At 68.9% G+C, this 20,085-nt stretch carries 20 protein-coding genes; 5 read left to right on the forward strand and 15 right to left on the reverse strand.

Going from position 1 to position 20,085, the window contains the following annotated elements; genetic code table 11:
- Positions 1-33 precede the first annotated feature (33 nt).
- Positions 34-996, reverse strand: a complete 963-nt coding sequence (locus tag NS3_RS17325; protein WP_067860880.1) for an alpha/beta fold hydrolase — start codon at positions 994-996, stop codon at positions 34-36.
- 146 nt (positions 997-1,142) lie between these two features.
- Here NS3_RS17325 and NS3_RS17330 point away from each other — a divergent pair, with 146 nt between their 5' ends.
- Positions 1,143-1,961: an NAD-binding protein gene (locus NS3_RS17330; RefSeq protein ID WP_067860882.1), complete on the forward strand. Its 819-nt coding sequence runs from the start codon at positions 1,143-1,145 to the stop codon at positions 1,959-1,961.
- Here NS3_RS17330 and NS3_RS17335 read toward each other — a convergent pair.
- The 13 genes from NS3_RS17335 to NS3_RS17395 form a co-directional block, all read right to left on the reverse strand.
- Positions 1,951-3,342: an FAD-dependent oxidoreductase gene (locus tag NS3_RS17335; RefSeq protein WP_218018250.1), complete on the reverse strand. Its 1,392-nt coding sequence runs from the start codon at positions 3,340-3,342 to the stop codon at positions 1,951-1,953. The genes NS3_RS17330 and NS3_RS17335 overlap by 11 nt on opposite strands.
- A 30-nt stretch (positions 3,343-3,372) precedes the next feature.
- Positions 3,373-4,116: a maleate cis-trans isomerase family protein gene (locus tag NS3_RS17340; RefSeq protein WP_067860886.1), complete on the reverse strand. Its 744-nt coding sequence runs from the start codon at positions 4,114-4,116 to the stop codon at positions 3,373-3,375.
- Between the two features lie 15 nt (positions 4,117-4,131).
- Positions 4,132-4,926 carry an SDR family oxidoreductase gene (locus NS3_RS17345; RefSeq protein WP_067860888.1) on the reverse strand — a complete coding sequence of 265 codons (795 nt, stop codon included), beginning with the start codon at positions 4,924-4,926 and terminating at the stop codon, positions 4,132-4,134.
- Entirely contained in the window at positions 4,923-5,840 is a 918-nt protein-coding gene (locus NS3_RS17350) for a hypothetical protein (protein WP_067860890.1), read from the reverse strand. Before NS3_RS17350 ends, NS3_RS17345 begins: the two co-directional genes overlap by 4 nt.
- Positions 5,837-6,526 carry a hypothetical protein gene (locus tag NS3_RS17355; RefSeq protein ID WP_067860892.1) on the reverse strand — a complete coding sequence of 230 codons (690 nt, stop codon included), beginning with the start codon at positions 6,524-6,526 and terminating at the stop codon, positions 5,837-5,839. The genes NS3_RS17350 and NS3_RS17355 overlap by 4 nt, the downstream gene beginning before the upstream one ends.
- Positions 6,523-7,644 (reverse strand): aromatic ring-hydroxylating dioxygenase subunit alpha, encoded by a 1,122-nt coding sequence (locus tag NS3_RS17360; RefSeq protein ID WP_067860894.1) that lies wholly within the window; start codon positions 7,642-7,644, stop codon positions 6,523-6,525. Before NS3_RS17360 ends, NS3_RS17355 begins: the two co-directional genes overlap by 4 nt.
- A gap of 11 nt (positions 7,645-7,655) precedes the next feature.
- Entirely contained in the window at positions 7,656-8,633 is a 978-nt protein-coding gene (locus tag NS3_RS17365) for an alpha/beta hydrolase (protein ID WP_245649668.1), read from the reverse strand.
- Entirely contained in the window at positions 8,630-9,442 is an 813-nt protein-coding gene (locus NS3_RS17370) for an oxidoreductase (protein WP_067860898.1), read from the reverse strand. Before NS3_RS17370 ends, NS3_RS17365 begins: the two co-directional genes overlap by 4 nt.
- 4 nt (positions 9,443-9,446) lie before the next feature.
- A complete protein-coding gene (locus NS3_RS17375) occupies positions 9,447-11,057 on the reverse strand; it encodes a nitrilase-related carbon-nitrogen hydrolase (protein ID WP_067860900.1) in 1,611 nt (536 codons plus the stop codon).
- Positions 11,058-11,239: 182 nt separating this feature from the next.
- Positions 11,240-12,664 (reverse strand): aldehyde dehydrogenase family protein, encoded by a 1,425-nt coding sequence (locus tag NS3_RS17380; RefSeq protein ID WP_067860902.1) that lies wholly within the window; start codon positions 12,662-12,664, stop codon positions 11,240-11,242.
- 1 nt (position 12,665) lies between these two features.
- The gene (locus NS3_RS17385) at positions 12,666-13,814 is read right to left on the reverse strand and encodes an FAD-dependent oxidoreductase (protein ID WP_067860905.1); all 1,149 of its coding nucleotides are present in this window, start codon (positions 13,812-13,814) and stop codon (positions 12,666-12,668) included.
- A complete protein-coding gene (locus tag NS3_RS17390; RefSeq protein WP_067860907.1) occupies positions 13,811-15,214 on the reverse strand; it encodes an aldehyde dehydrogenase family protein in 1,404 nt (467 codons plus the stop codon). The genes NS3_RS17385 and NS3_RS17390 overlap by 4 nt, the downstream gene beginning before the upstream one ends.
- The gene (locus NS3_RS17395) at positions 15,214-16,485 is read right to left on the reverse strand and encodes an acyl-CoA dehydrogenase family protein (RefSeq protein ID WP_245649669.1); all 1,272 of its coding nucleotides are present in this window, start codon (positions 16,483-16,485) and stop codon (positions 15,214-15,216) included. Before NS3_RS17395 ends, NS3_RS17390 begins: the two co-directional genes overlap by 1 nt.
- Positions 16,486-16,656: 171 nt before the next feature.
- Here NS3_RS17395 and NS3_RS17400 point away from each other — a divergent pair, with 171 nt between their 5' ends.
- Positions 16,657-17,442: an IclR family transcriptional regulator gene (locus NS3_RS17400; protein ID WP_218018251.1), complete on the forward strand. Its 786-nt coding sequence runs from the start codon at positions 16,657-16,659 to the stop codon at positions 17,440-17,442.
- Positions 17,443-17,452: 10 nt separating this feature from the next.
- Here the strand turns inward: NS3_RS17400 and NS3_RS17405 are convergent, their stop codons facing one another.
- Complete coding sequence (locus NS3_RS17405) at positions 17,453-18,160, reverse strand: hypothetical protein (RefSeq protein WP_067860912.1); 708 nt, start codon at positions 18,158-18,160, stop codon at positions 17,453-17,455.
- A 242-nt stretch (positions 18,161-18,402) separates the two neighbouring features.
- Here NS3_RS17405 and NS3_RS30370 point away from each other — a divergent pair, with 242 nt between their 5' ends.
- The 3 genes from NS3_RS30370 (at position 18,403) to NS3_RS17415 (ending at position 19,984) form a co-directional block, all read left to right on the forward strand.
- A complete protein-coding gene (locus tag NS3_RS30370; protein WP_281205830.1) occupies positions 18,403-18,537 on the forward strand; it encodes a hypothetical protein in 135 nt (44 codons plus the stop codon).
- A gap of 255 nt (positions 18,538-18,792) precedes the next feature.
- Positions 18,793-18,996: a cold-shock protein gene (locus NS3_RS17410; protein ID WP_040796375.1), complete on the forward strand. Its 204-nt coding sequence runs from the start codon at positions 18,793-18,795 to the stop codon at positions 18,994-18,996.
- Positions 18,997-19,240: 244 nt separating this feature from the next.
- Entirely contained in the window at positions 19,241-19,984 is a 744-nt protein-coding gene (locus NS3_RS17415; protein ID WP_067860914.1) for a GTP pyrophosphokinase, read from the forward strand.
- Positions 19,985-20,085: the final 101 nt, after the last annotated feature.

The raw sequence follows: 20,085 nt of genomic DNA on the forward strand, positions 1-20,085 counted from the left end.
GCGGGCGAACGGTCGGCCCGGCATCTCCGGTGGTCAGAACGGGCGAAGGACCTCCGCGCCCGGCGCCGCCGCCACCTGCCCGGAGGCATCGGGATAGAGCGCGGCGGTGGTCGCTCCCGAGAGATAGTCGTCGGCCCAGCCGACCGCGAGGGTGTCGAGCGTGGACGCGTGGGCCGTCTGCGGCGTGCCGCACACCGCGGTCCCCACCGCGTCCGAGCTGGAGCCTTCGGCGTCGACGTGCGAACTGCCGGGAATCCGCACGCCCAGGAACGGACGGTGCAGATGGGTCTGCATGGCCGTCGTTCCGGTGCCGAGGTTGTTGCACCACGACAGCGCGGCCGAGATCGCCTGGATCGGCAGATCGGTGCGGTCGAGAGCGATCAGGGAAGCGTCGGTGTTGTTGTCCACGAACGACTTCACCGGGTCGAGCAGGATCAGGCCGCGCAGATTCGCCCAAGCGGCGGGGTGAGCGGTGTGTATCCGGTTCGCGACGTAGGCGACAGCCTCCGCGCCCGCCGAATGGCCGAGGAAGATCATCCGTTCCGGCATGGCCATCGGTGCGCGCCCCGAGCGCTCGAGCGCGCCGGACAGGCTCACCCCCAGCGTGCTCGCCGGATCGGTCGCGGTGGCCAGCAGGGTGGCCACATTGTTCAGGAACTCCCGGTTGCCGGTGAGGTTCTGCAGCGTGCAGCCGTCGAGGTCGATGAACGGCAGCGTGGGGGTGAAGACCAGGTAGCCCGCCTCGGCGAAGTGGGTGGCCAGGTCGGAGACGTGGTCGTCGGTGCGCGCGAAGCCGTGTTGCAGCCAGATCAGGCCCTTGGGCGCGCTCGCGGGGATGAACCACTCCGACGGCTGGCGCAGAATCGCGGTGCGACAGGGGATCTCGATCGTGTGGCCGGCCTGGGTGACCGGTTCCGCGTGTGCTGCGGTCGGGATGAACAACGCCGTACCGGCGACCGAGGCGGCGGCGATCAGGGAAGGTAGTCGAGAACTCATCGTGCGCTCCTGCGAATTCCTGTGTGTGCGATCTTCGGTGAGGACGGCCTGGCTCGTCGCCGGTGGTCGATGCCGACTGGCGGGGGTGACCCCGATCCGGCAAAGTGGATACGCTGTTTCCTTTCCGAGTGGAGTGAGGGCTGTCCATGCGTTACGTGATCATCGGCTGCGGCAATGTCGGCATGGAGTTGGCCCGACGGTGGACGGGCGTGGGGCACCAGGTCGTCGGCACCACCACCTCGCCGGACCGCACCGAGGAACTGAGCGCCGTCTGCACCGAGGTCGCGGTACTGCGCGGCAGCGACCGCGACGCCGTGGCCCGCGCCGTGGACGGCGCCGACGCGGTGATTCTGACCGTCTCGCCGCGCATTTCGCGTTCCTACGACGCCGCCCAGCGGGTCGCCGAGTACGCCGATACGCTCACGGCCACCGCACGCACCGCCGCCGCCCTGCACCCGCGCGTCGTATTCACCGGCTCGATCTCGGTCTACGGTTCGGGCAGCGGGGATCTGGTCACCGAGGTCACCCCGGTCACCTCGGACGAGGACGCCTCGCCGCGCGAGTTCGCCGCCGCCGAAGCCGCCGTCCTCGCGATGCCCGGCGGTGCGGCGCTGCGCATCCCCGACGTGTACGGGCACCCGCGCGACATCGACTACCCGGCGCGGGTCGCGATGGCCCACCAGCTGCTCGGCGGGTCCGTTCCGTTCTCGGCGGACTCGCTGCTCTATCGCATCGACTACCGCGACGCCGCCGCCGCGCTGGCCTTCGTCGTGGACAACGGCCTGACCGGCCTCTACAACGCCGTCCCCGACGCCGTCGTCCCGCCGACCAACGAGACGGCGTTCGGGGAGATCTGCGCTCGACTCGGACTGCCACCGCTGACCTTCCGCGGCGAGATCAAGACACCGGTGATCCCGGTCAGTTCGGCTCGGCTGCGCGCCGAGGGCTTCGCGTTCAGTCACTGAGCGCCCGGCCGAGGATGCGGCCGAACGCGAGGGCGGGGGTCAGGCACATGCCGGAACAGAACGCATTGCCGTTCACCGCGGCAGCGCCGATGACCTCGCCCACCGCGTACAGCCCCTCGATCACCGTGCCGTCCCGACGGCGGACGCGCAGTGCGGTGTCCACGTCCAGGCCGGTGAAGGTGATGAGGGTGACCGGATGGTTCTCGATCGCGTAGTACGGTGCCCGCGCGACGGGCGCGGGCAGATGTGCGCGGCCGAAATCGGAATCGACGCCGCGAGCGACGAAATCGTTGTAGCGGGCCACCGAGGCGGGCAGCCCCGCCGGATCGATCCCGGCGACCGACGCCAGTTCCCGCAGCGATGCGGCCCGGTGCACACCACGGCGCTTGCCGCACGCCGCGTCCAGATCCTCGGGACTCCATCCGTGCACCATCGGCTGGGATTCGCGGGCGCCGCGGGCGTCGAACACCATCCAGAACGTCATCCGGTCGATGCCGGTGAGCGCGCGTTCCTTGCGGTCGATACTCGGCTCGTCCTCGGCGACCCAGCGAGCGCCGGACCGGTCGACATAGATCTCCCACGGCGGGCGCTCCGGGGCGACGAGCTGAGGCCGGTGCGACCAGTCCACGCGCAGGTCGTCCCCCTCGGGCGGCAGCCCGCCGAAGGTGGGGATGTACTTGCCCAGCCCTTGCAGCCCCGCGCCCGCGGCCAGGCCCATGCGCAGGCCGTCGCCGGTGGAGGTGGGCGCGGCCGAGGTGGTCAGCGGCGCGCCCTCCAGCTCGGCGAAAAGTTCCGGGTCGTAACCGAATCCGCCGGTGGCCAGGACGACCGCGGGCGCGTGCCACCGCCTGCCGGTCGTGTCCTCGACACCGGTGACGGCTTCGCCGGTGAACAGCAGGCGAACCCCGCACTCCACAGTGACCGCACCGCCGGCCACCTGCGGCTCGAGCAGCCGGCGCAGCACCGCGAGAACGGCGGGCCCGCCGGGGGTCTGTCCGGCGTGCACGGTGCGCGGGATGCGGTACTGCTCATGACCGTGCACGATCCTGGGCGTCGCCGGATCGATCTCGAATCCGGCCGCCAGCAACCATTCCAGCACCGCGGGCTGTTCCCGCAGCGACAGCAGGGTCAGATCCTCGCGTCCGGCCCCGCGGCTGATGCGCCGCACATCGGCCCAGTGCGCCTCGACGTCGTCGATGATCCCGGCGGCCCGCTGCGCGGAGAATCCGCCCGCCGACAGATGACCGCCGGAATAGGGCAGCGCGCCGCCGATATCACCGGCCTTGTCCAGCAGGAGAACCCGCGCGCCGCCCTCGGCCGCGCTGATCGCGCACGCGATTCCGCCGGGTCCCGCACCGACCACGACGACATCCACTGCCACCTCCACGTGAATCGAACGAGCGGATCGGGCTCAGTGGTCCCGCAACAGGCTGCCCGCGCCCTCGACGCGGTCGGTGATGCCGTTGTCACGCAACGCCATCCACCAGGTCGCGGCATTGATGGCGATGACCGGCTTGTCCAGCCAGCGCTCGGCCTCGTCGGCCAGGCGGACCATCGACAGATTGGTGCCGCACTGGACGATGGCGTCGATCTCCGCGCCGTCGACCTCGAGGATCGCCTCGCGCAGGGTCTTCTCGGTGACCTGGGCGATCGACACCGCGGTCGGGCAGCGCAGCCCCTCGATGGCGGCGACTTCGAACCCGAGCTCACCGAAGAACCGCACCACATTGGCATCGCCGACCGGCTGATACGGCGTCACCACGCCGATCTTCCTCGCCCCGTACATCTCCAGGGCGCGACGGCAGGCCTCGGCGCCGGTGGCGACCTCGAGCCCGGTGAGGCCGCGGATCTGTTCGACGAAGCGCTTGTTGCCCTCCACCCCTTCCCAGAAGGTCTCCGCGGACATGCCCATGACCATGTAGTCGGGTTCGCAGGTCAGCACCCGCTCGCAGGTCGCGGCCATCTCGGCGCGGATCTGGTCGAGCAACCGGCCCATGCCCGCGTCGTCGTTCATGTTCTGATCGCGAATGTGGATGCGGCCGAAATGCGCGGTCACCCCCGGCACGCCCATGCGGGCGAAATCCGGTTCGACCACGGTGTTCGTGGAAGGCGCCAGCACACCGAACTTGCGGCGCCAGCCCAGCACATCGGGCACGGGTCTCTCCTCTTCTCAGGCGGGGGTGGCGGTGTCGCCGAACAGATCGCGCTTGCGGATCGGAGACAGTGCGAAGCGTGCGGCGATCTTCGGCATGGTCAGCCAGCGCACATGGGCGCCGTTGTGGGTCTGCGACACCGCCTTCTCGGCCAGCCACGGCGTCACGGTCTCGACCTTGTCGGCGAGGATGTTCATCACCTTCCTGACCTCGACCAGCTCGTCGGCGGAATAGCCGTGCAGGAGCAGATCGGTCACCACCATGCCGGGGCTGAGCCTGCCGATCGTCACGCCTTCGGGCGCTTCCTTCGCCAACGCCTGGCTCAGGTAGCTGACGGCGCGTTTGGTCGCCCCGTACAGGCCGAGCCCGGCCACCATCCGGCCGTCGCTGCCCAGGCCCTCCATGTTCCACACGTGCCCGCCACCGGCGGCGGCCATTCCGGTGATCGCGACGGCCGAGCCGTTCATCGCGCCCAGCAGATTGGTCGACACCACGGCCTGTGCGGTGGACGCGGGCAGTTCCCAGGCCCCGGCTCGGTCGTGGGAGATCCCGGCATTGTTGATCCAGATGTCGATGCGCCCGAACCGCGCGCACCCGGCGTCCCAGAATTTCTGCAGTTGGTCGCGATCGGTGACGTCGGCGACGAAGACCAGCGCGGCCTCGGGTAGTTCGGCCCGCACCTGTTCGACCCGTTCGGGGTCGGAGCCGCAGACCGCGACCTGATGCCCGGCGGCGAGCAGCGCCCGCGCCAGGCCCAGCCCGATGCCGCGGGTGCCGCCGGTGATCGCCACCGTCTTGACCGGAGATGTCATGACCGCTCCAGAACGCCGTGCACCACGTAGGCCAGCCGGTTGTGCTCGAAGATCTCGTAGACCACCGCTAGGCGGGTGCCCGCGCCCATGCCCGGCTCGGCGTTCATCATGAATTCCCTGCCCTGGATACGTTTTCCGTCGGCGAAATGCACCGTCGGGTAATTGGCGCGGCCGTAGGAGGTCGCATTGCCCCAGCCGTCGGGTCCTTCGTAGAACAGTCGAGCGCCGTCGCGGCGGGCCGTGGTCCGGTAGGTGTAGTCCATCGCGCCCGACCAGGTGACGGTGTGCGCGGCCGTCAGCAGATTCACCGGCTCGATCGCGAGCTCGATCCGCACCGCGCCGGCCTGTCGCTGGTCGGCGCCCCACAATTCGCATTCTCCGCGATAGCGGACGGCGTCCTTGGTCGGCAGCATGAATGCCACCGAACCGCAGCGCGTCTCGTGGGCGAGATGATCCTCGACGAGTTCGGGATCGCGGGTGTAGAGCCCGTTGAACACACCGACCATCGTCGGCCCCTGGCGCAGCACCGACGAATACACCTGGGTGTCGCCGATGGTCTGATTCCAGGTGTTCAGGCTGACCTGCCACCCCGGCCCGTAATAGTGCGCGTCGACGAATCCGCCGTAGGGCTGACCCGCGCCGAAGAAGTCCGGTCCGGTGTAGAGCCGATCGGCATCGGAATCGATCACCCCGAACGCGAACGGCGCGCCCAGCGCGAACCGGCTCGCCAGTTCGCCGCCGCCCTGGATACCGCCGTTCATGTAATAGGTGGTGACGCCGTTGTCGAAGACCGAGGAACGGCGGATGTCCTCGAAACCGTGCCAGATGCCCTGGGCGTCGAACAGCGACGGTCGGCCGACCCATTCGCCGGCGATGCGCTGCTGCCACGCGCTCGGTTCGACCGCGGTACTCATGCCAGCAACTCCCCGCGCACCCGTTCGGACTGCTCGGCGCCGATGAGCCGGGTCACCTGCTCCCACACCGGATCGACCCGGGGATCGAACAGATTCGCCCGGTTGGCCCGGTCACGGCCCACCAGGTCCGCGTCCACCTCGGTGACGCCCTCGCGGACCAGCGCCAGCCAGTGCTCGAGGTAGGCGTCGACAGTGTCGTCGAGCGCCTTGAACGCTTCCGGCGTGGCCCGGCAGACCAGCATCCAGGGCGACATGAGAGCCCGCTGACGTGGGCCGATTGCCGCAGGTGAAATCCCATCGATGGTCCATGCCGATTCCAGCAACGGTGTGAGGGGGACGAAGACCTCGTCGAGATAGTCCAGATGCACCGCCAGATCGACCCGCGGAACGAGGTCGAGATGCATGGCGTGGAACTCCGGCGAGGACACCGAATCCAGGGTGAAATGCGGGCACGGCGAATCGCTTCCGGTGAAGGCGAAGATCATGTGGCTGTCCAGGCCGATCCGGGGCACCACCAGCGACACCGAGACGATCTTGTCGATCGGGCCGCCGCGCAGCACTCTCAGGCTGCCGACCGGTTCCGGTGACATCGGGCTGGTCAGGGCGAGCTCCTCGGTCGAGGTGGTCCCGAGGGCGTCGGACAGGGTGGCGAGGGTGCGCTCGCTGAGCGCGGCGGGCAGACTCATCGGGGCTGACTTCCGTTGCGGGCCCGGTGCACCCAGGCACTGGCCAATTCGGGGTGCTCGCGCCGGGTGGGCGAGGCGATGACGGTGGCGTTGCGGCGCGGGCCGGGCATGGCGATGATGTCGTCGCCGCCGACCCACCAGCCGTCCTTGATCAACTGATTGCGCCTGCGCCGGTAGGCGACCTGCAGGCCGTCGCTGCGCACGTGCAGTTCGTCGGCGAGGTCGAAGGGCAGCAGTTCGGGCCGCTGGGCCTCCACGACCGGGCGGTCCTGCAGCAGGATCTTCTCGATGCGCTTGCGGGCGTTGTCGTCGGCCCAGGCGCCGGTGAAGAAGTTGCGGTAGCCGAGGATCTTGATCAGCGTCTTGTCCTGGGAGACCGGGATGTTGAAGTCGTAGAGGATCAGCTCGCCGATCGACAGGCGAACGTGCAGCTTCACCACGTTCGGCAGGTACCAGCCGTTGGTGACGACGACGTGCTCCGGGCGCTGCCTGCGCTTGGACAGCCAGCCCCACAGGCCCTTCGGCGGCGGCGGGCTCATCGGAATGTCGGCCTCGGCGGACCAGTCGTCGGAGCGAATCGCGAAATCGGGGATCTGCGGCTTGTCGGGGTTGCCGAAGGCGGTGCCGTGCACGAACGGGGTGTGCGAGGCGTCGACGGCGTTCTCGAAAACCCGCTCGTAGTTGGCGTCCATCTCCATCTCGACCTGGACCATGCGGAAGGCGGGGTCGTCGTGCTGGGGGATGTGCGGGATCGGCGGGCGTTCCGCTTCGGGCAGGTCGCCGATGAACGCCCACACCATGCCGTATCGCTCTTCGGTGGGATAGGCGTCCACCCGCGCTTTGCGGGGGATCGTGCGTCCCTCGGCGTTGGCGGGGATCTTCGTACACGCGCCGTCGGGATCGAATTCCCAGCCGTGGTACGGGCAGGTGATGCGGTCGCCGCTGACCGTGCCCTGGGCCAGCGAACCGCCGCGGTGCACGCACAGGTCCGACATGCACACCGGCTTGCCCGCCCGGTCGCGGTAGAGCACGAATTCCTGGCCGAGGCAGGTGACCCGGGCCGGCTTGCGGGTGACGCGGTCCGCGAATTCCAGCGCGTACCAGAAGTTCTTCATCATGAGGAAAGCTCCTATCGGTGGTGCAGGACGACCCTGTCGTCGAAGGCCGGGCTGTGGCCGAAGGCCGCGAGGTCGGCTCGTGCCTGCGTCGAGTCGGTGAGGTGGGCGCGCAGGAACAGCGTGGTCAGCCGCGAGAACGGGCCGAGCGCGTCGGTGTCGGCGGGGCCGTCGAGGAAGGCGCGGGCCGCGGTAGGGTCCGCGTCGGCGATGCCGAAGTGGTTGGCGCCCTCGATGATCGCGAGCAGATGACCGCCGCCCAGGTGACCGTCACCGGGCAGGGCTTCCTTGAACGTCCTGGTGACCGGGTCGGGCCGATCCGTGCCGTCCTCGCCGTAGCGGTCGGCGCTGCCCATGATGACGCCGTCGTTGGTGCCCACACCCAGCAGGACCGGGCAGTCGACCTGGGCGGGCAGCACCGTGCCCGGATCCCAGCCGAGCATGGTGGCGACCATCGTGTGCGCGCCCCAGGCGAAGACCGCCTCGATGCCGGGGAAGAACCTGGCCGACTGCAGGGCGACGGTGCCGCCCGCCGAATGCCCGCCGAGGCCCACCCGGCCCAGGTCGAGCGCACTCGCCAGCGGCCCTTCGGTGTTCAGATCGGCGAGTGCGGACAGGACGGCTCCGATGGCCGGGCAGGTGGGGCCGTTGCCGTAGGCGCCCGGCCGCGCGGCCGCCAGTTCGACGCCGGGTGTCAGGCCGACCTGGCCGCCGAACAGCTCGGCGACCCGGTCGAAGGTGACGACCACGAAGCCGTTCTCGGCGATGGCGGTGGCGTAGCGCCGGTAGGCGTCCTGACCGACGTTCACTCCGGAGACGAACAGCACCACCGGATACGGCGCGCCCGCGGAGTCCGCGCTGAACACACCGGTGAGTCGTTCGGCGTCGTCGCCGCGCACCTCGGCGGGGTAGTACACCTTCAGATGCGCGGTGTCGAAGGGACTCTCCCCGCTGGTGCGTACCGACCACCACAGCGAACGGACGATGCTCACGACTGTCCCGGACGGTCCAGCACCCGGTCGCCGCCCCAGAGCGCGCGCACCAGACGGTTGGTGAGCTCGGCGCCGAACATGCGCTCGCCCATGACGTTCGCCGGATCGCGCTCGGCGATATTGCGCCGGATCGCCAGGTCACGGGTCGCCAGCGCCCGCTGCTCCTCGGCGGGCACCGGCTCGGCCTCGTCCACCCAGGTCAGCCATTGGTCGACCCGGCCGCGCAGGATCTCGGCGACGGTGTCCAGGTTGGGGCGGGTCGGCGGGAACGAGTAGCAGTACGCGGTGGGCGACAGGCTCGACCGGATGAAGCCGGTGCGACTGGTGAACCACACGAAATCCGGGTGGGCCGTTTTGAAATCGAGCCACGGTGCGTCGTGGGGGTCGTAGTACTTGTCGAAGTAGGCGCCGTCGGCGACGAGATCGCCGCGCGGGATCGAGTCGACGTAGAACCAGCCCTCCGGCCACAACAGCATGGCGATACCCAGATGCGGGACCTTGATCTGCGGACCCAGCCACAGAGTCAGGTGCAGGTTCACGAATCCTGAACTCGGGTCGCCGATCCAGGAATCCACCAGCCAGTCGACCTCGGGACCGCTGTAGGCGGCCAGACTCCCCGAGGGGCCGGACTCCGGGTCGCCGTAACTCTCCAGATCCTCGGTCGAAGGATCGCGCACCAGCTCGAAGCGCTCGGTCAGACGACCCTTCAGTTCGGTGAGCAGGGCGCGCCATTCGGTGAAGGTCTCGGTCACATCGGCGCGTGGGTGCTCGTCGACCATCTGCTCGACGTGTTGGAGCGTTTCGCTCACCTTCTCACTCCGTTCCTGTGGTGGTGGTGGCGAGCGGCCCGCGCGGGCGCCCGTCCACGAGATCGGTGCCTCGGGAGACGTTGCGGTTCACCGCTTGGGCGGGCCGGAGGGTGCCGCGCAGACTCACCGATCCGGCGACGGTCTCGCTCACCACGGGGTGGCTGATGACCCCGGTGAACGGCCCCTGCCAAGCGGTCCACAGCGTGAAGTCCGGGCTGAGCGCGAAACAGGCACCGTGGAATTCGGCGTTGCCGTCGTAGCCCGCGCTCACGACATTGAGCCGGTTCTCGGCGGCGCGCTCGGGCAGCCCGAGCTTGTATTCCCACGGCTCCGACGGTGAGTGCGGAACCGCGACGACGTCGGCGTCGGCGACCGCCGCCAACCGGAAGGTCTCGGGCAGGATCGCGTCGTCGCCGACCACGATCGCCAGCCGGCCCCACGGCAAGTCGAAGATCAGCAGTTCGTCGCCGAGTGCGGTCAGCCACGGGTGGCGGGCGGTCGCGTGCAGTTGCGGCTGACGACCCGCGACGCCCTCGGCATTCACGAGCAGTCCGTGATGCGCCGCGCCGGCGCGCGCCGAGAACACCACGTGGGCACTGGTGCCCGAGAGCGCCTCGCGCACCTCCTCGACGGTGATCTCGGCCAGTTCGGGCAGCACGATCACAGCGGCCCCGGCCTGCGCGGCCGCCCGGATCAGCGCCGCCTCCGCCACCACCACCGCGGCGGACACGGTGGCCGCTCCCGGGGGCGCGGTGCGCGGCGACGGTGCGCTCAGCGGTCCGTAGATCTCCGGGCGGCGCACGGCGAGCAGATCGGTGCCGTCGGGCCGGGTCTTGTCGTCGGCGCGGGCCGGGTCGATATCGGCGACCACGATCGCCTCCCCGGCGGGCGGTGCGATGGCGACGACCGTGCCGTCCGGGGCGACGATCTGGCTCTCACCCGCGCCGTGCAGCCGATCGGCGGGCACGCCCAGCCGGGCGGCGATGTCGGGCAGCTCGTCCTCGGGCAGCAAGGGGCCGACCTTGTTCGCGGCGACCACCCACACCTTGTTCTCCGCCGCGCGCACCGGCACGTGCAGGCTCGCCTCGTCGACGGCGAAGGAATTGAGGCTGTTCAAAAGGATCTGCGCCCCGCGCACGGCCATCGAGCGGGTGACCTCGTTGATGACCCCTTCCATGCAGGCGTACATCCCGAGGCGTCCGAGCGGAGTCTCGACGACCGGCGAATCGACCTCGCCAGGATCGAAGTAGTCGTTCTCCGCGCCCATCAGCACCTGCTTGTCGGACTCGCCGAGCAGGGCGCCGTCCGGGCCGTAGAGCAGGCTCGTGGCGGTGGTGCGGCCGTCGTCGCGGGCGAGGCTGATGCCGATCTTGACGTAGATGCCGTGCCGCGCGGCACGTTCGGAGACGGCGGTGAGGAAGTCGTCACCGAGGCGGCGGGCCTCCCGGCGTGCGTGCTCGCGATCGGCGTACCAGGATAGGTGATTACAGAATTCCGGCAGAACGACCAGTTCGGCACCCGCTTCGGCGGCAGAATCGATGGCGCGCAGGCATGCGAGCAGATTGGCCGTCGCATCGGTGCCCGCAGCGAATTGCGCGGCTGCGACTCGACTCATGGCATCGTCCTCTTCTCGCTACGCAGTATGCCAGGGGTTTCGCTCTTCGAAACGACGTTTCCGAATTTTCCGATTCTGTCCGACTGCTGGTCGGGCGTCCAGACGGGTAACGGGCTCTTCATGGCGACGTAACGGACCGCTGATCGAGCGAGCCGCCCCGCCTCCGGCCTGCGCGGGACCGCTCAGGTCGGATAGGCATTGGCGGCCGAACCCGCGCCCCCGGCCCGGAAGGCGGCGGGCAGGTGCCGCACGGCGGACTGCGCGTACTCCCGCAGTCCCTCTTCGCCGTACTCCCGGCCGAAGCCGCTTTTCTTCCTGCCGCCGAACGGCGCGCGCAGCGACATGCCGGTGCGGTTGTGGGTGTTCACGAAGGTGAAACCGGCCTCGAGACGGGAGGCGATCGCGAAGGCGCGTTCCTCGTCCGCCGACCACACCGACGCACCGAGCCCCAGTTCGCTGTCGTTCGCCCGTTCCACGACCTCCTCGACAGTGTCGTAGGTGAGCACCGGCAGTGCGGGCCCGAACTGCTCGAGCCGCACCAGGTCGGCGTCGTCGGGCAGATCGAGGACCAGAGTGGGGGAGAGGAAGTACCCGTCGCTGTCCGGCGCGTGCGCCAGGGTGATGAGCTGCCCGCCGCGCTCGACGGCATCGGTCAGCAGTGCCGCGACCCGATCGGCCGCCGCTCGCGAGACCACCGGTCCCATCGTGACCGCTTCGTCGGTCGGGTCGCCCACAGTCAGGATGCGCGCCGCCGCGGCGCGATACGAATCGACGAACTCGGCATATCTGCCGCGCGGCACATACAGCCGCTTGGCCGCCATGCACACCTGGCCGGAGGTCGCGAACGAGGCGAGCACCAACCGCTCGTAATCGCTGTCGCTCAGCCGGAAATCGTCGAGGAAGATCGCCGGATCGTTGCCGCCGAGCTCGAGCAGAACCGGCTTGAGCGCCCCACCCGCCGCGGCCGCGATACTGCGCCCGGCGGTCTCGCCTCCGGTGAAGGCGACCTTGCGCACCGCGTCGTGGCCGATCAGCGCCAGCACCGTCTCGGGATCGCCGTGCACCACAGTGGTGTGCGGCAGCATGTCGGCGACCGCCTGCACGGTCAGCGGCGCCAGCGGAGACGGCTTGAGCACAGCCGCGTTCCCCGCCGCCAGCGCGGGCGCCAGTTTCAGCATGGACAGGATGACCGGCGCGTTCCACGGCGTGATCGCCAGCACCACCCCGAATGGCACCGCCCCGATCTCCAACCGGCCGCCCTCGTCGTCCAGCGCCGAATCTGTCAGCACCGACGCGGCATTCGCGCACACCCAGCGCAGATACGTCACCGCGAAGGCGATCTCGCCCCGGCAGTCGGCGATCGGCTTCCCGGATTCCCTGGCCAGCAACACCGCCAGCTCGGGTACCCGACCGGCCAGCGCGTCGGCCGCCTCGGACAACACCGCCAGCCGCTCGGCGATGGGGCGAGGCGACCACTCCAGGAACTGTTCGTGGGCTTTCCTCGCCACCGCGTCCACCGCCGCGGGCCCGGTGAGCGGCACCTCGCCGACGATCTGCGTGGGTTCGGCCGGATTCTCGCGTTCGATCCACCGTCTCGACCGGGACATGTCAGCTCAGCGAATCGATCAGGCAGGCACGTCGCAGATAGGCGCGCGCGGCTTCCGGATCGGCGGCCAGCGCCCGCAATCGTTCGTGTTCGGCGGCATTGTCTGCGCGGTCCGCGCGAATCCGCGACCAGTTGTCGTGGCTGGTGCGCTGCACGTGCTCCACCGCCACGGTGCGCCGCCGCCGCGCCGTCTCGGTCAGCACGTCGTCGGGGCCGCCCGCCAGCACGTCGGCCAGCGCCGCCGCCATCGTCACCGCGTCGTGGATGCCACTGTTCATGCCGAGCCCGCCGAGCGGATTGTTGACGTGCGCGGCATCGCCCATCAGCAGCACCCGATCGAACCGGAACTGCCCGGTCACCCGCTGGTGCACCCGATACAGCGAGGCGTGCACAATCTGCCACGGCCGACCGAGATCGGCGACGCCGTTCAATCTTTCGGGCAGTCGCGCGATCTCGTCGTCGTCGGGGGTGCCCGCCGGCGTCGGCAGCAGGACTCGCCAATGCTGCGGAGTCCGCAACAGCACCAGCCATTCGTCCGGATCGAACACATAGTTGATCGGCGCGATTCCCGGCAGCGCGGCGTCGAGTTCCTCGTCCACCGAGGCCACCAGGAATCGTTCGGGATAGGTGGTGCCGGCGAATTCCGCACCCAGCGCCTTGCGGACCGCCGAGTGCGCGCCGTCCGCACCGATGAGCCAATCCGCTCGCAGCACACCCTGATCGGTGCGCACCAGCACCTCGTCGCCGTCCTGGACGACGTCGCGAACGCGCACCCGGAAGCGGATATCGGTCTCGGAGGGGAGCGCGTCGAGCAGGATCGGGGTGAGCCTGCTCTGCTCGCACTGCACGCGATACGGGAAGGCGGTGTCCTCGGCGAGCACCGCGAGATCGAGGGTGGCGATCTCCCCGCCCCGCCGATCCCGGTATTGGAATGTGGGAGCGACGATTCCACGCTCGAGCAAGGCGTCGCCCACGCCGAGGCTGTGCAGCATCTCCAGCGTCGGCGGGTGGAAGGTCGAAGCGCGCGACTCCGCGGCCAAGTCCGGGCCCTGCTCGACAACCGTCACCGTGACGCCGCGACGGGCCAGTGTGAGCGCGGCGGTCAGCCCCACCGGGCCCGCCCCGACGACCACCACGTGCGGCTCGTTCATGACGTGTGCAGGGCGAATCGCCCCTCGACGCCGACCACCCGGGCGCCGGTGAAGAAGCGCAGCGTCTCGGTTGTGCCCTCCTCACCGAGACCGGACAGACCCCACGCCGGGCGCGGCGTCATGAGATGCAGACTCATGATCGTCGAGCCGTTGACCTTCACCTCACCCGCGCGAATGCGGCGCGCCACCGCCAGCGCCTGGTCGAGGTCGGAGCCACAGACATAGCCCTCCAGGCCGTAGGGCACGGCATTGGCCACATCCGCCGGGTCGGTGTTCCGGTCGTAGGTGACGACGGCGGCGACCGGTCCGAACACCTCGTCGGGCAGATCCTGTTCGACCAGGGTCGGCGGGAAGTAGTTGCCCGCGGCAGGCAGCGTGCCGAACGACCGTGCGGGCATCCCCGCGATGGCCTTGGTCAGCGTCTCGATGTGCCGGGAGTGGATCTGCGGACCCAGATCGGTCGCGGGATCCAGCGGCGAGCCGATGGTCAACTCGTCCAGGCGTTCCGCGGTCGCCGCCACGATCTCGGCCGCGCGTGCCTCGGGCAGGATCAACCGCCCCAGCGCGCGGCACCACTGCCCGTTCAGCGTGGTGAGCAGTTCCACCGCCATCCGCGCGGCGGCGTCGGTATCGGCATCGGGCAGCACGACCAGCGGATTGTGCCCGCCCAGCTCGAGCTGCACCGGCCGCAACAGTCCGGCGCTCGCCGTGGCGACCGCCTTCCCGCCCGGCACGCCGCCGGTGAAGGACACCGCCTTGACGCGCGGATCGGCGACCAGCGTCGCGCCGGTCCGCGCACCGCCGTGCACCAGCTGGAACATACCGGGCGGCACATGCGCGGCGACGACCTTCGCCAGCACGACAGAACTGAACGGCGCCAGTTCGCTGCTCTTCAGGATGGCCGGGCACCCCGCCGCCAGCGCATTGGCCACCTTGTGCGCGGCCATCGGCGCGGGCGCGTTCCACGGCACCAGGCACAGCGCGGGCCCCAGCGGCAGGCGATACACCTCGACGCCGTCGCGGTCCTCGCGCAGAATGCCCTCGCGCACCTGCTGGGCGGCCAGCCGGAACGCCCCCGCGACGATCACACCCAACGACGCGGCCTGCCGCAGCGGGACACCGGTGGTCACCGCCTCGAGTGCGGCGACGGCGCCGAGTCGGGGCTCCAGGACATCGGCGATCGCGTCCAGGACATCCGGGTCCACGGGACCGCCGGCGGCCGCGGCGACCTCGAGACTGCGCTCGACCCGCGCGTCGGAACTGCCCACCGCGCGAACAGTCGGGCCCCCGGTGGCCGGATCCTCGAGATCGAAGCCCAGATCGACGGTCGGCGTTGCCCATTCGCCGTCGATGTAGTCGAGTATCGGTGGAAGCGCCACCTGCCCTATGCGTCCGTCCATCACTTCACCTCGGCGGGCGCGGTGGTGAACAGCTCGTTGGCCTTGGCCTCGGTGACGATCCGGGCGACCTCGAGCATGCCGCGCTCGGCGGGGAAGGTCATCACCAGGCCCATCGCGAGATCGCGCAGCGCGCGGCCCGCCGACCCCTGCATCGAGGCCGCCGAGGTGCCACCGGCTTTCAACGCGCCGAGCGCGACCTGGAAGCAGGCCTCGGTGACCGAACCCTTGCCCAGGCGCCACTGCGCGAACACGTCCTGCTTCGACTTGAACGGCGGATCGGCGGTCTCGACGATGAGCTGGTAGCGCAACCACAGGTAGGCGGTCTGCAACTGCCGAGTCATCTCGCCGAAGAGCACCTGGTGCACCGGCGAGGAGGCGACCGGTTTCCCGGTGTCGGCGAAGGTCTTGGTGGTGGCGGCGGCGACCGCCTCGTCGTAGACGTTCTGCGCGCACCCGGTGTAGGCGGCGGCGATGGCGACCTGGTTGCCCACGAAACTGCCGCGGCTCTGGGTGAGCATCTTCGGGAACGCGCCCGGCACCGTGAGGGCCTCGTCGTCGGCGATGAAGACGTTGTCGAGGCGGATGCCGTTGTTGGCGGTGGCGCGCATGCCCAGTCCGTTCCACGGCGCGCGGGCGCTGACGCCTTCGGCGTCACGGGGCACGAAGAAGGTCGCGATGCCCGCGGCGGTGTCGTAGCCGTCGAGCTTGGCCGAGGTCAGGTAGTAGTCGGCGACGCCGGTCGCGCAGCCGAAGGACTTCTCGCCGTTGAGAATCCAGCCGCCGTCGACCTCGGTCGCGGTCGTGGCGATGGTGATGTTGGCCGCCTCGGTCTTCACCGATTCGGAGGCGAAGTTCGCCAGCCACACCCCGTCGGCCATGCGGGTGAGCACCTTCTCCGCGAAGGCGGCCACCACCGGCACCTCGTCGGCGTCGAACAGTCCCGCGTCGATGGCCTCCAGCGGGAGCAGGCCGCGCGAGGCGCTGGTGTTGTGGAAGAAGTAGGCCAGCGCGGTGGACGGACACGCCGTGCCCATCGCATACGTCGCGGCCGCGAGGTCACGCAATCCACCGCCGAGGCCGCCGAATTTCTCGGGGACGATCAACCCGAGCAGACCGGCATCCCGCAGCAAGCCGACATGGCCCTCGGGGAAGGTGCCGGTGGCATCCGCCGCATCGGCCGCCGCGCGCAGGGCGGGCAGAACCGAATCCACCCGCTCGGCGCGTTCGCGTTCGGCCTCGGTCATGTCTTCGACGAGTCGTTCACCGATCATTGGACTAGTCCCTCGTAGTGGGTGCGGGCGTGTGGTAGAGGTTCCACGCCCCTTCGTTTCGGTAGTCGAAACACCGTCTCGCACAAGGTAACGCGATGGTCGGGGGCTCGCAAGGGGAACAGGCTTCTCCTTTGTTTCCCCTAGGGAAATTTCGTGCCTACACTGGCTGGCGTGTCCATCACTGAATCCGAGAGCCCGAGCCGGTCGATCGCCGCTGTCGAGCGAGCGATGGACGTGCTGCTGTTGTTCGGGCGATCCGGACGCGCCGACCTCGGCGTCACCGAGATCGCGACCGAACTCGGCATCACCAAAGCCGCGGTGCACCGCATTCTCACCGCGCTACGCAATCGTGACCTGATCGCCTTCGAGCCGGCCACCCGCCGCTACACCCTCGGTCACGCCGCGATCGCTCTCGGCCGCGCCTACATGGCCCGCACCGACCTGCGCATCATGGCCGCCCCGGAGTTGCGGCGCCTCGGGTCGCTGACCGGCGAGACGGTGACGCTGTCGATCCGGCGCGGCGACACCAGGATGTATGTCGACCAAGTCGTGCCCGAGCACGAATTGCGCGTGGAGGTGACCCTCGGCGTGCCGTATCCGCTCTACGCGGGCAGTTCCTCGAAGGTGATCCTGGCCTACCTCGACAAGAAGGACATCGACGACTACCTGCGCAAACAGGAACTGGTCGCGTTCACCGACGCCACCATCACCAGTCGCACGGCGTTGCGCACCGAGCTGGCGGCCATCCGCAAGCGCGGCTACGCCATCTCGACGGGGGAGCGCCAGCTCGGCGCCGCCTCCGTCGCCGCGCCGATCCTCGATCACGACGGCGGTGTGATGGCCGCCATCAGCGTGTGCGCGCCGCTGTCGCGTTTCGAACCGCGCATCGACGAATTCGTTCCCTTGCTGCTCAAAGCCGGGCGCGCCATCTCGGCGCAACTGGGGTACGCCGGTTGAGTTCCTCGGGTCAGAGATTCGCCCCCGGTTTGAGTACGCCCAGCGCGGCGGCCGCCAGCACACTGCCCCAGATCGTCCACACGTAGGGCAGGCACCCGTTCACGCTGCGCTTGATCACGCGCTCGACCTCGTCGGTCGAGCCCGTGGTCGTCAATGCGGCGAAGGCGGGACCGAAGGGCCGCAGGGTGATTCGGATGCCGAGCCCGGCGGTGATCGCCGCCGCGTACAGCAGTATCTTCGCCCCCAACCAGCGCGGCTCGGTGGTCACCCCGAACGGCGCGTCGACGACGATGGCGTACAGCCCCGCCGCGGCCATGCCCGCGACGACGGCGTAGCGGATGGTGAGGTCGGCTGTCGTCACCCACGGGAAGCGCCCGTGGGTGCGGTGCTGGATCACTGCGAGCGTGAGCCATCCCGCCGCGAACAGCCAGGTGAGAACTACCAGCCACCACGGAAACATGTCGTGCCCGAACAATCGCGCACCATGTGGATCGGCCGCCATCAGCGTGACGCCACTGGGCAGGAACAACACCAGGCAGATCTTCGGCGCAAGATCCAGCCCGCTCATGATCTTCAATGCGGTCGACCTGGCCTCCGGTCCCAGCTCCGGGGCGATGACATACCGGCTGGAGTAGAACACGCCGAGGTCGCCGCCGAGCCAGAAGACGAACAACACGATGTGCACGATGATCCACCAGCCGTGCGGATGCGGTCCCATATCGATCCTCTACAAGCGAAGGCGGCGCGTGGCTCGTCCTCGGTGTCGCGGTCGGCCGCCGGCGCGCAGGCGTGAATGGATACAACGTATCCCTATGAGAAACGATGGACAACAGGAAGATCGGGTCGGCCGTGTTCCGGCGTGAAGCCGGGGCGGGTCGCGGCGGTCGCCCACGAACCATGTCCGCATCGCGTAGGCTCTGGTCAGCGGGACCGTTCAGGTCCTCGAAACGAAGGACGTCCATGTCCGACAAATCCCCCCGCAGTACTGCTGCGAAGAAGTCCGGAAAATCTCTGAAGGAAAAACGAGCGGACAAGAAGGCCAAGGCCGTCAGAAAAACCGAGGTCGAGTCCACCTTCGAGCTCAAGCGTCGCTGACCGACGTTGTGCATCCCGCCTTCGATCTGAGAGTTCCTGTCCGACAGGCTGATTCGCCGTCCGGTGACGTGCCGGGGCGACGGTCGAGCGGGGCACGGGCATCGGCGGATTCTCGCTGGATACGCACCCGCGGCGCACCCGTCCGCGCCGCCCGAGCGGTCCCGATGTGCGGAATCCTCGCGGGTGTGGCATAGTGGTCCCTGAGACCGAGCTAAATCGAGCGCGGCTCATCTACAGAAATGAAATTTTTTTAACATGGCTCAAGGCAGCGTGAAATGGTTCAACGGCGAGAAGGGCTTCGGCTTCATCGCCCAAGACGGAGGCGGCCCTGACGTCTTCGTGCACTACTCCGCCATCGGCGGCTCGGGTTTCAAGTCCCTCGACGAGGGACAGCGCGTGGAGTTCGAGATCGGGCAGGGCCAGAAGGGCCCGCAGGCTCAGGACGTCCGCGTCATCTAGTCAGCGCGAGTTGTAAGGCTCCGCACCGTTGAGGTGCGGAGCCTTTTCTCGTCTCTCCCCCCGGGCGCCGAGCAGATCCGAGCTTGCTCGCGATCACCTCCGGAACGCCGGATGTCCGGCCTGCGGCACGACGGCGTACCGTTGTCGAGGTCCGGAGAACGCCGTCGGTCCACGCGGCGGGGTCGGGCCGACGAGATGTTCAGCACATGAGCCGACGGGAAAGGCCGAGGTGGTGACAGCGGGAATGCGTGGTCACGACCGGCGAGGGTCGGACGACGAGGCGATGATCGGCTATATGACCCAGATGCGGGACGAGATGACCCGTTTCGTGATGGAGTACGAGTTCGCCGTGCAGGAGCTGCTCACGAAGGTGACGATCCTGCGGCACGAGTTCCTGAATCTGCACCACTACAACCCCATCGAACACGTCACCTCGCGGGTGAAGTCGTCTCCGAGCATCGTGCGCAAGGCCATCAGGAAGGGCGTCCCTCCCGAGCTCGCCGCCATCCGCGAACACATCACCGACATCGGGGGCGTGCGGATCACCTGCAGTTTCATCTCCGACACCTATCGGGTGCTGGAGGCACTCACCTCACAGGACGATGTGCGCGTGATCGCGGTCAAGGACTACATCGCCCATCCGAAGCCCAACGGCTACAAGAGCCTGCACGCCCTGCTCGAGATCCCGGTATTCCTGTCGAGCGGGCGCGTGGACGTCACCGTCGAACTCCAGGTTCGCACCGTCGCCATGGACTTCTGGGCGACGACCGAGCACAAGATCTTCTACAAATTCGACGGCCATGTTCCTCAGCGGCTCATCGACGATCTGACCACTGCCGCCCAGACAGCGGCAGAACTCGACCGCCGGATGGAGCAGTTGCACACCGAGGTGCACGGGGTGGACGCCCGCAGCCCGGGCGCCCAGACCGATATCGACGACGACGTGCTGCGGTATTTCTGGGAGCACGCCCGGAACTCCTGGGATTGACCCTACCGGCGTGGCTCGCGGGGCTGTTCGCCACGACCGGTAGGGCCATCACTCGAATCGATTCGAGAATTTGATTACGTGCGCTGACGAATTCGCCGATC

This window comes from Nocardia shimofusensis NBRC 100134 (assembly GCF_001613125.1).
In the GTDB taxonomy this organism is placed as follows: domain Bacteria; phylum Actinomycetota; class Actinomycetes; order Mycobacteriales; family Mycobacteriaceae; genus Nocardia; species Nocardia shimofusensis.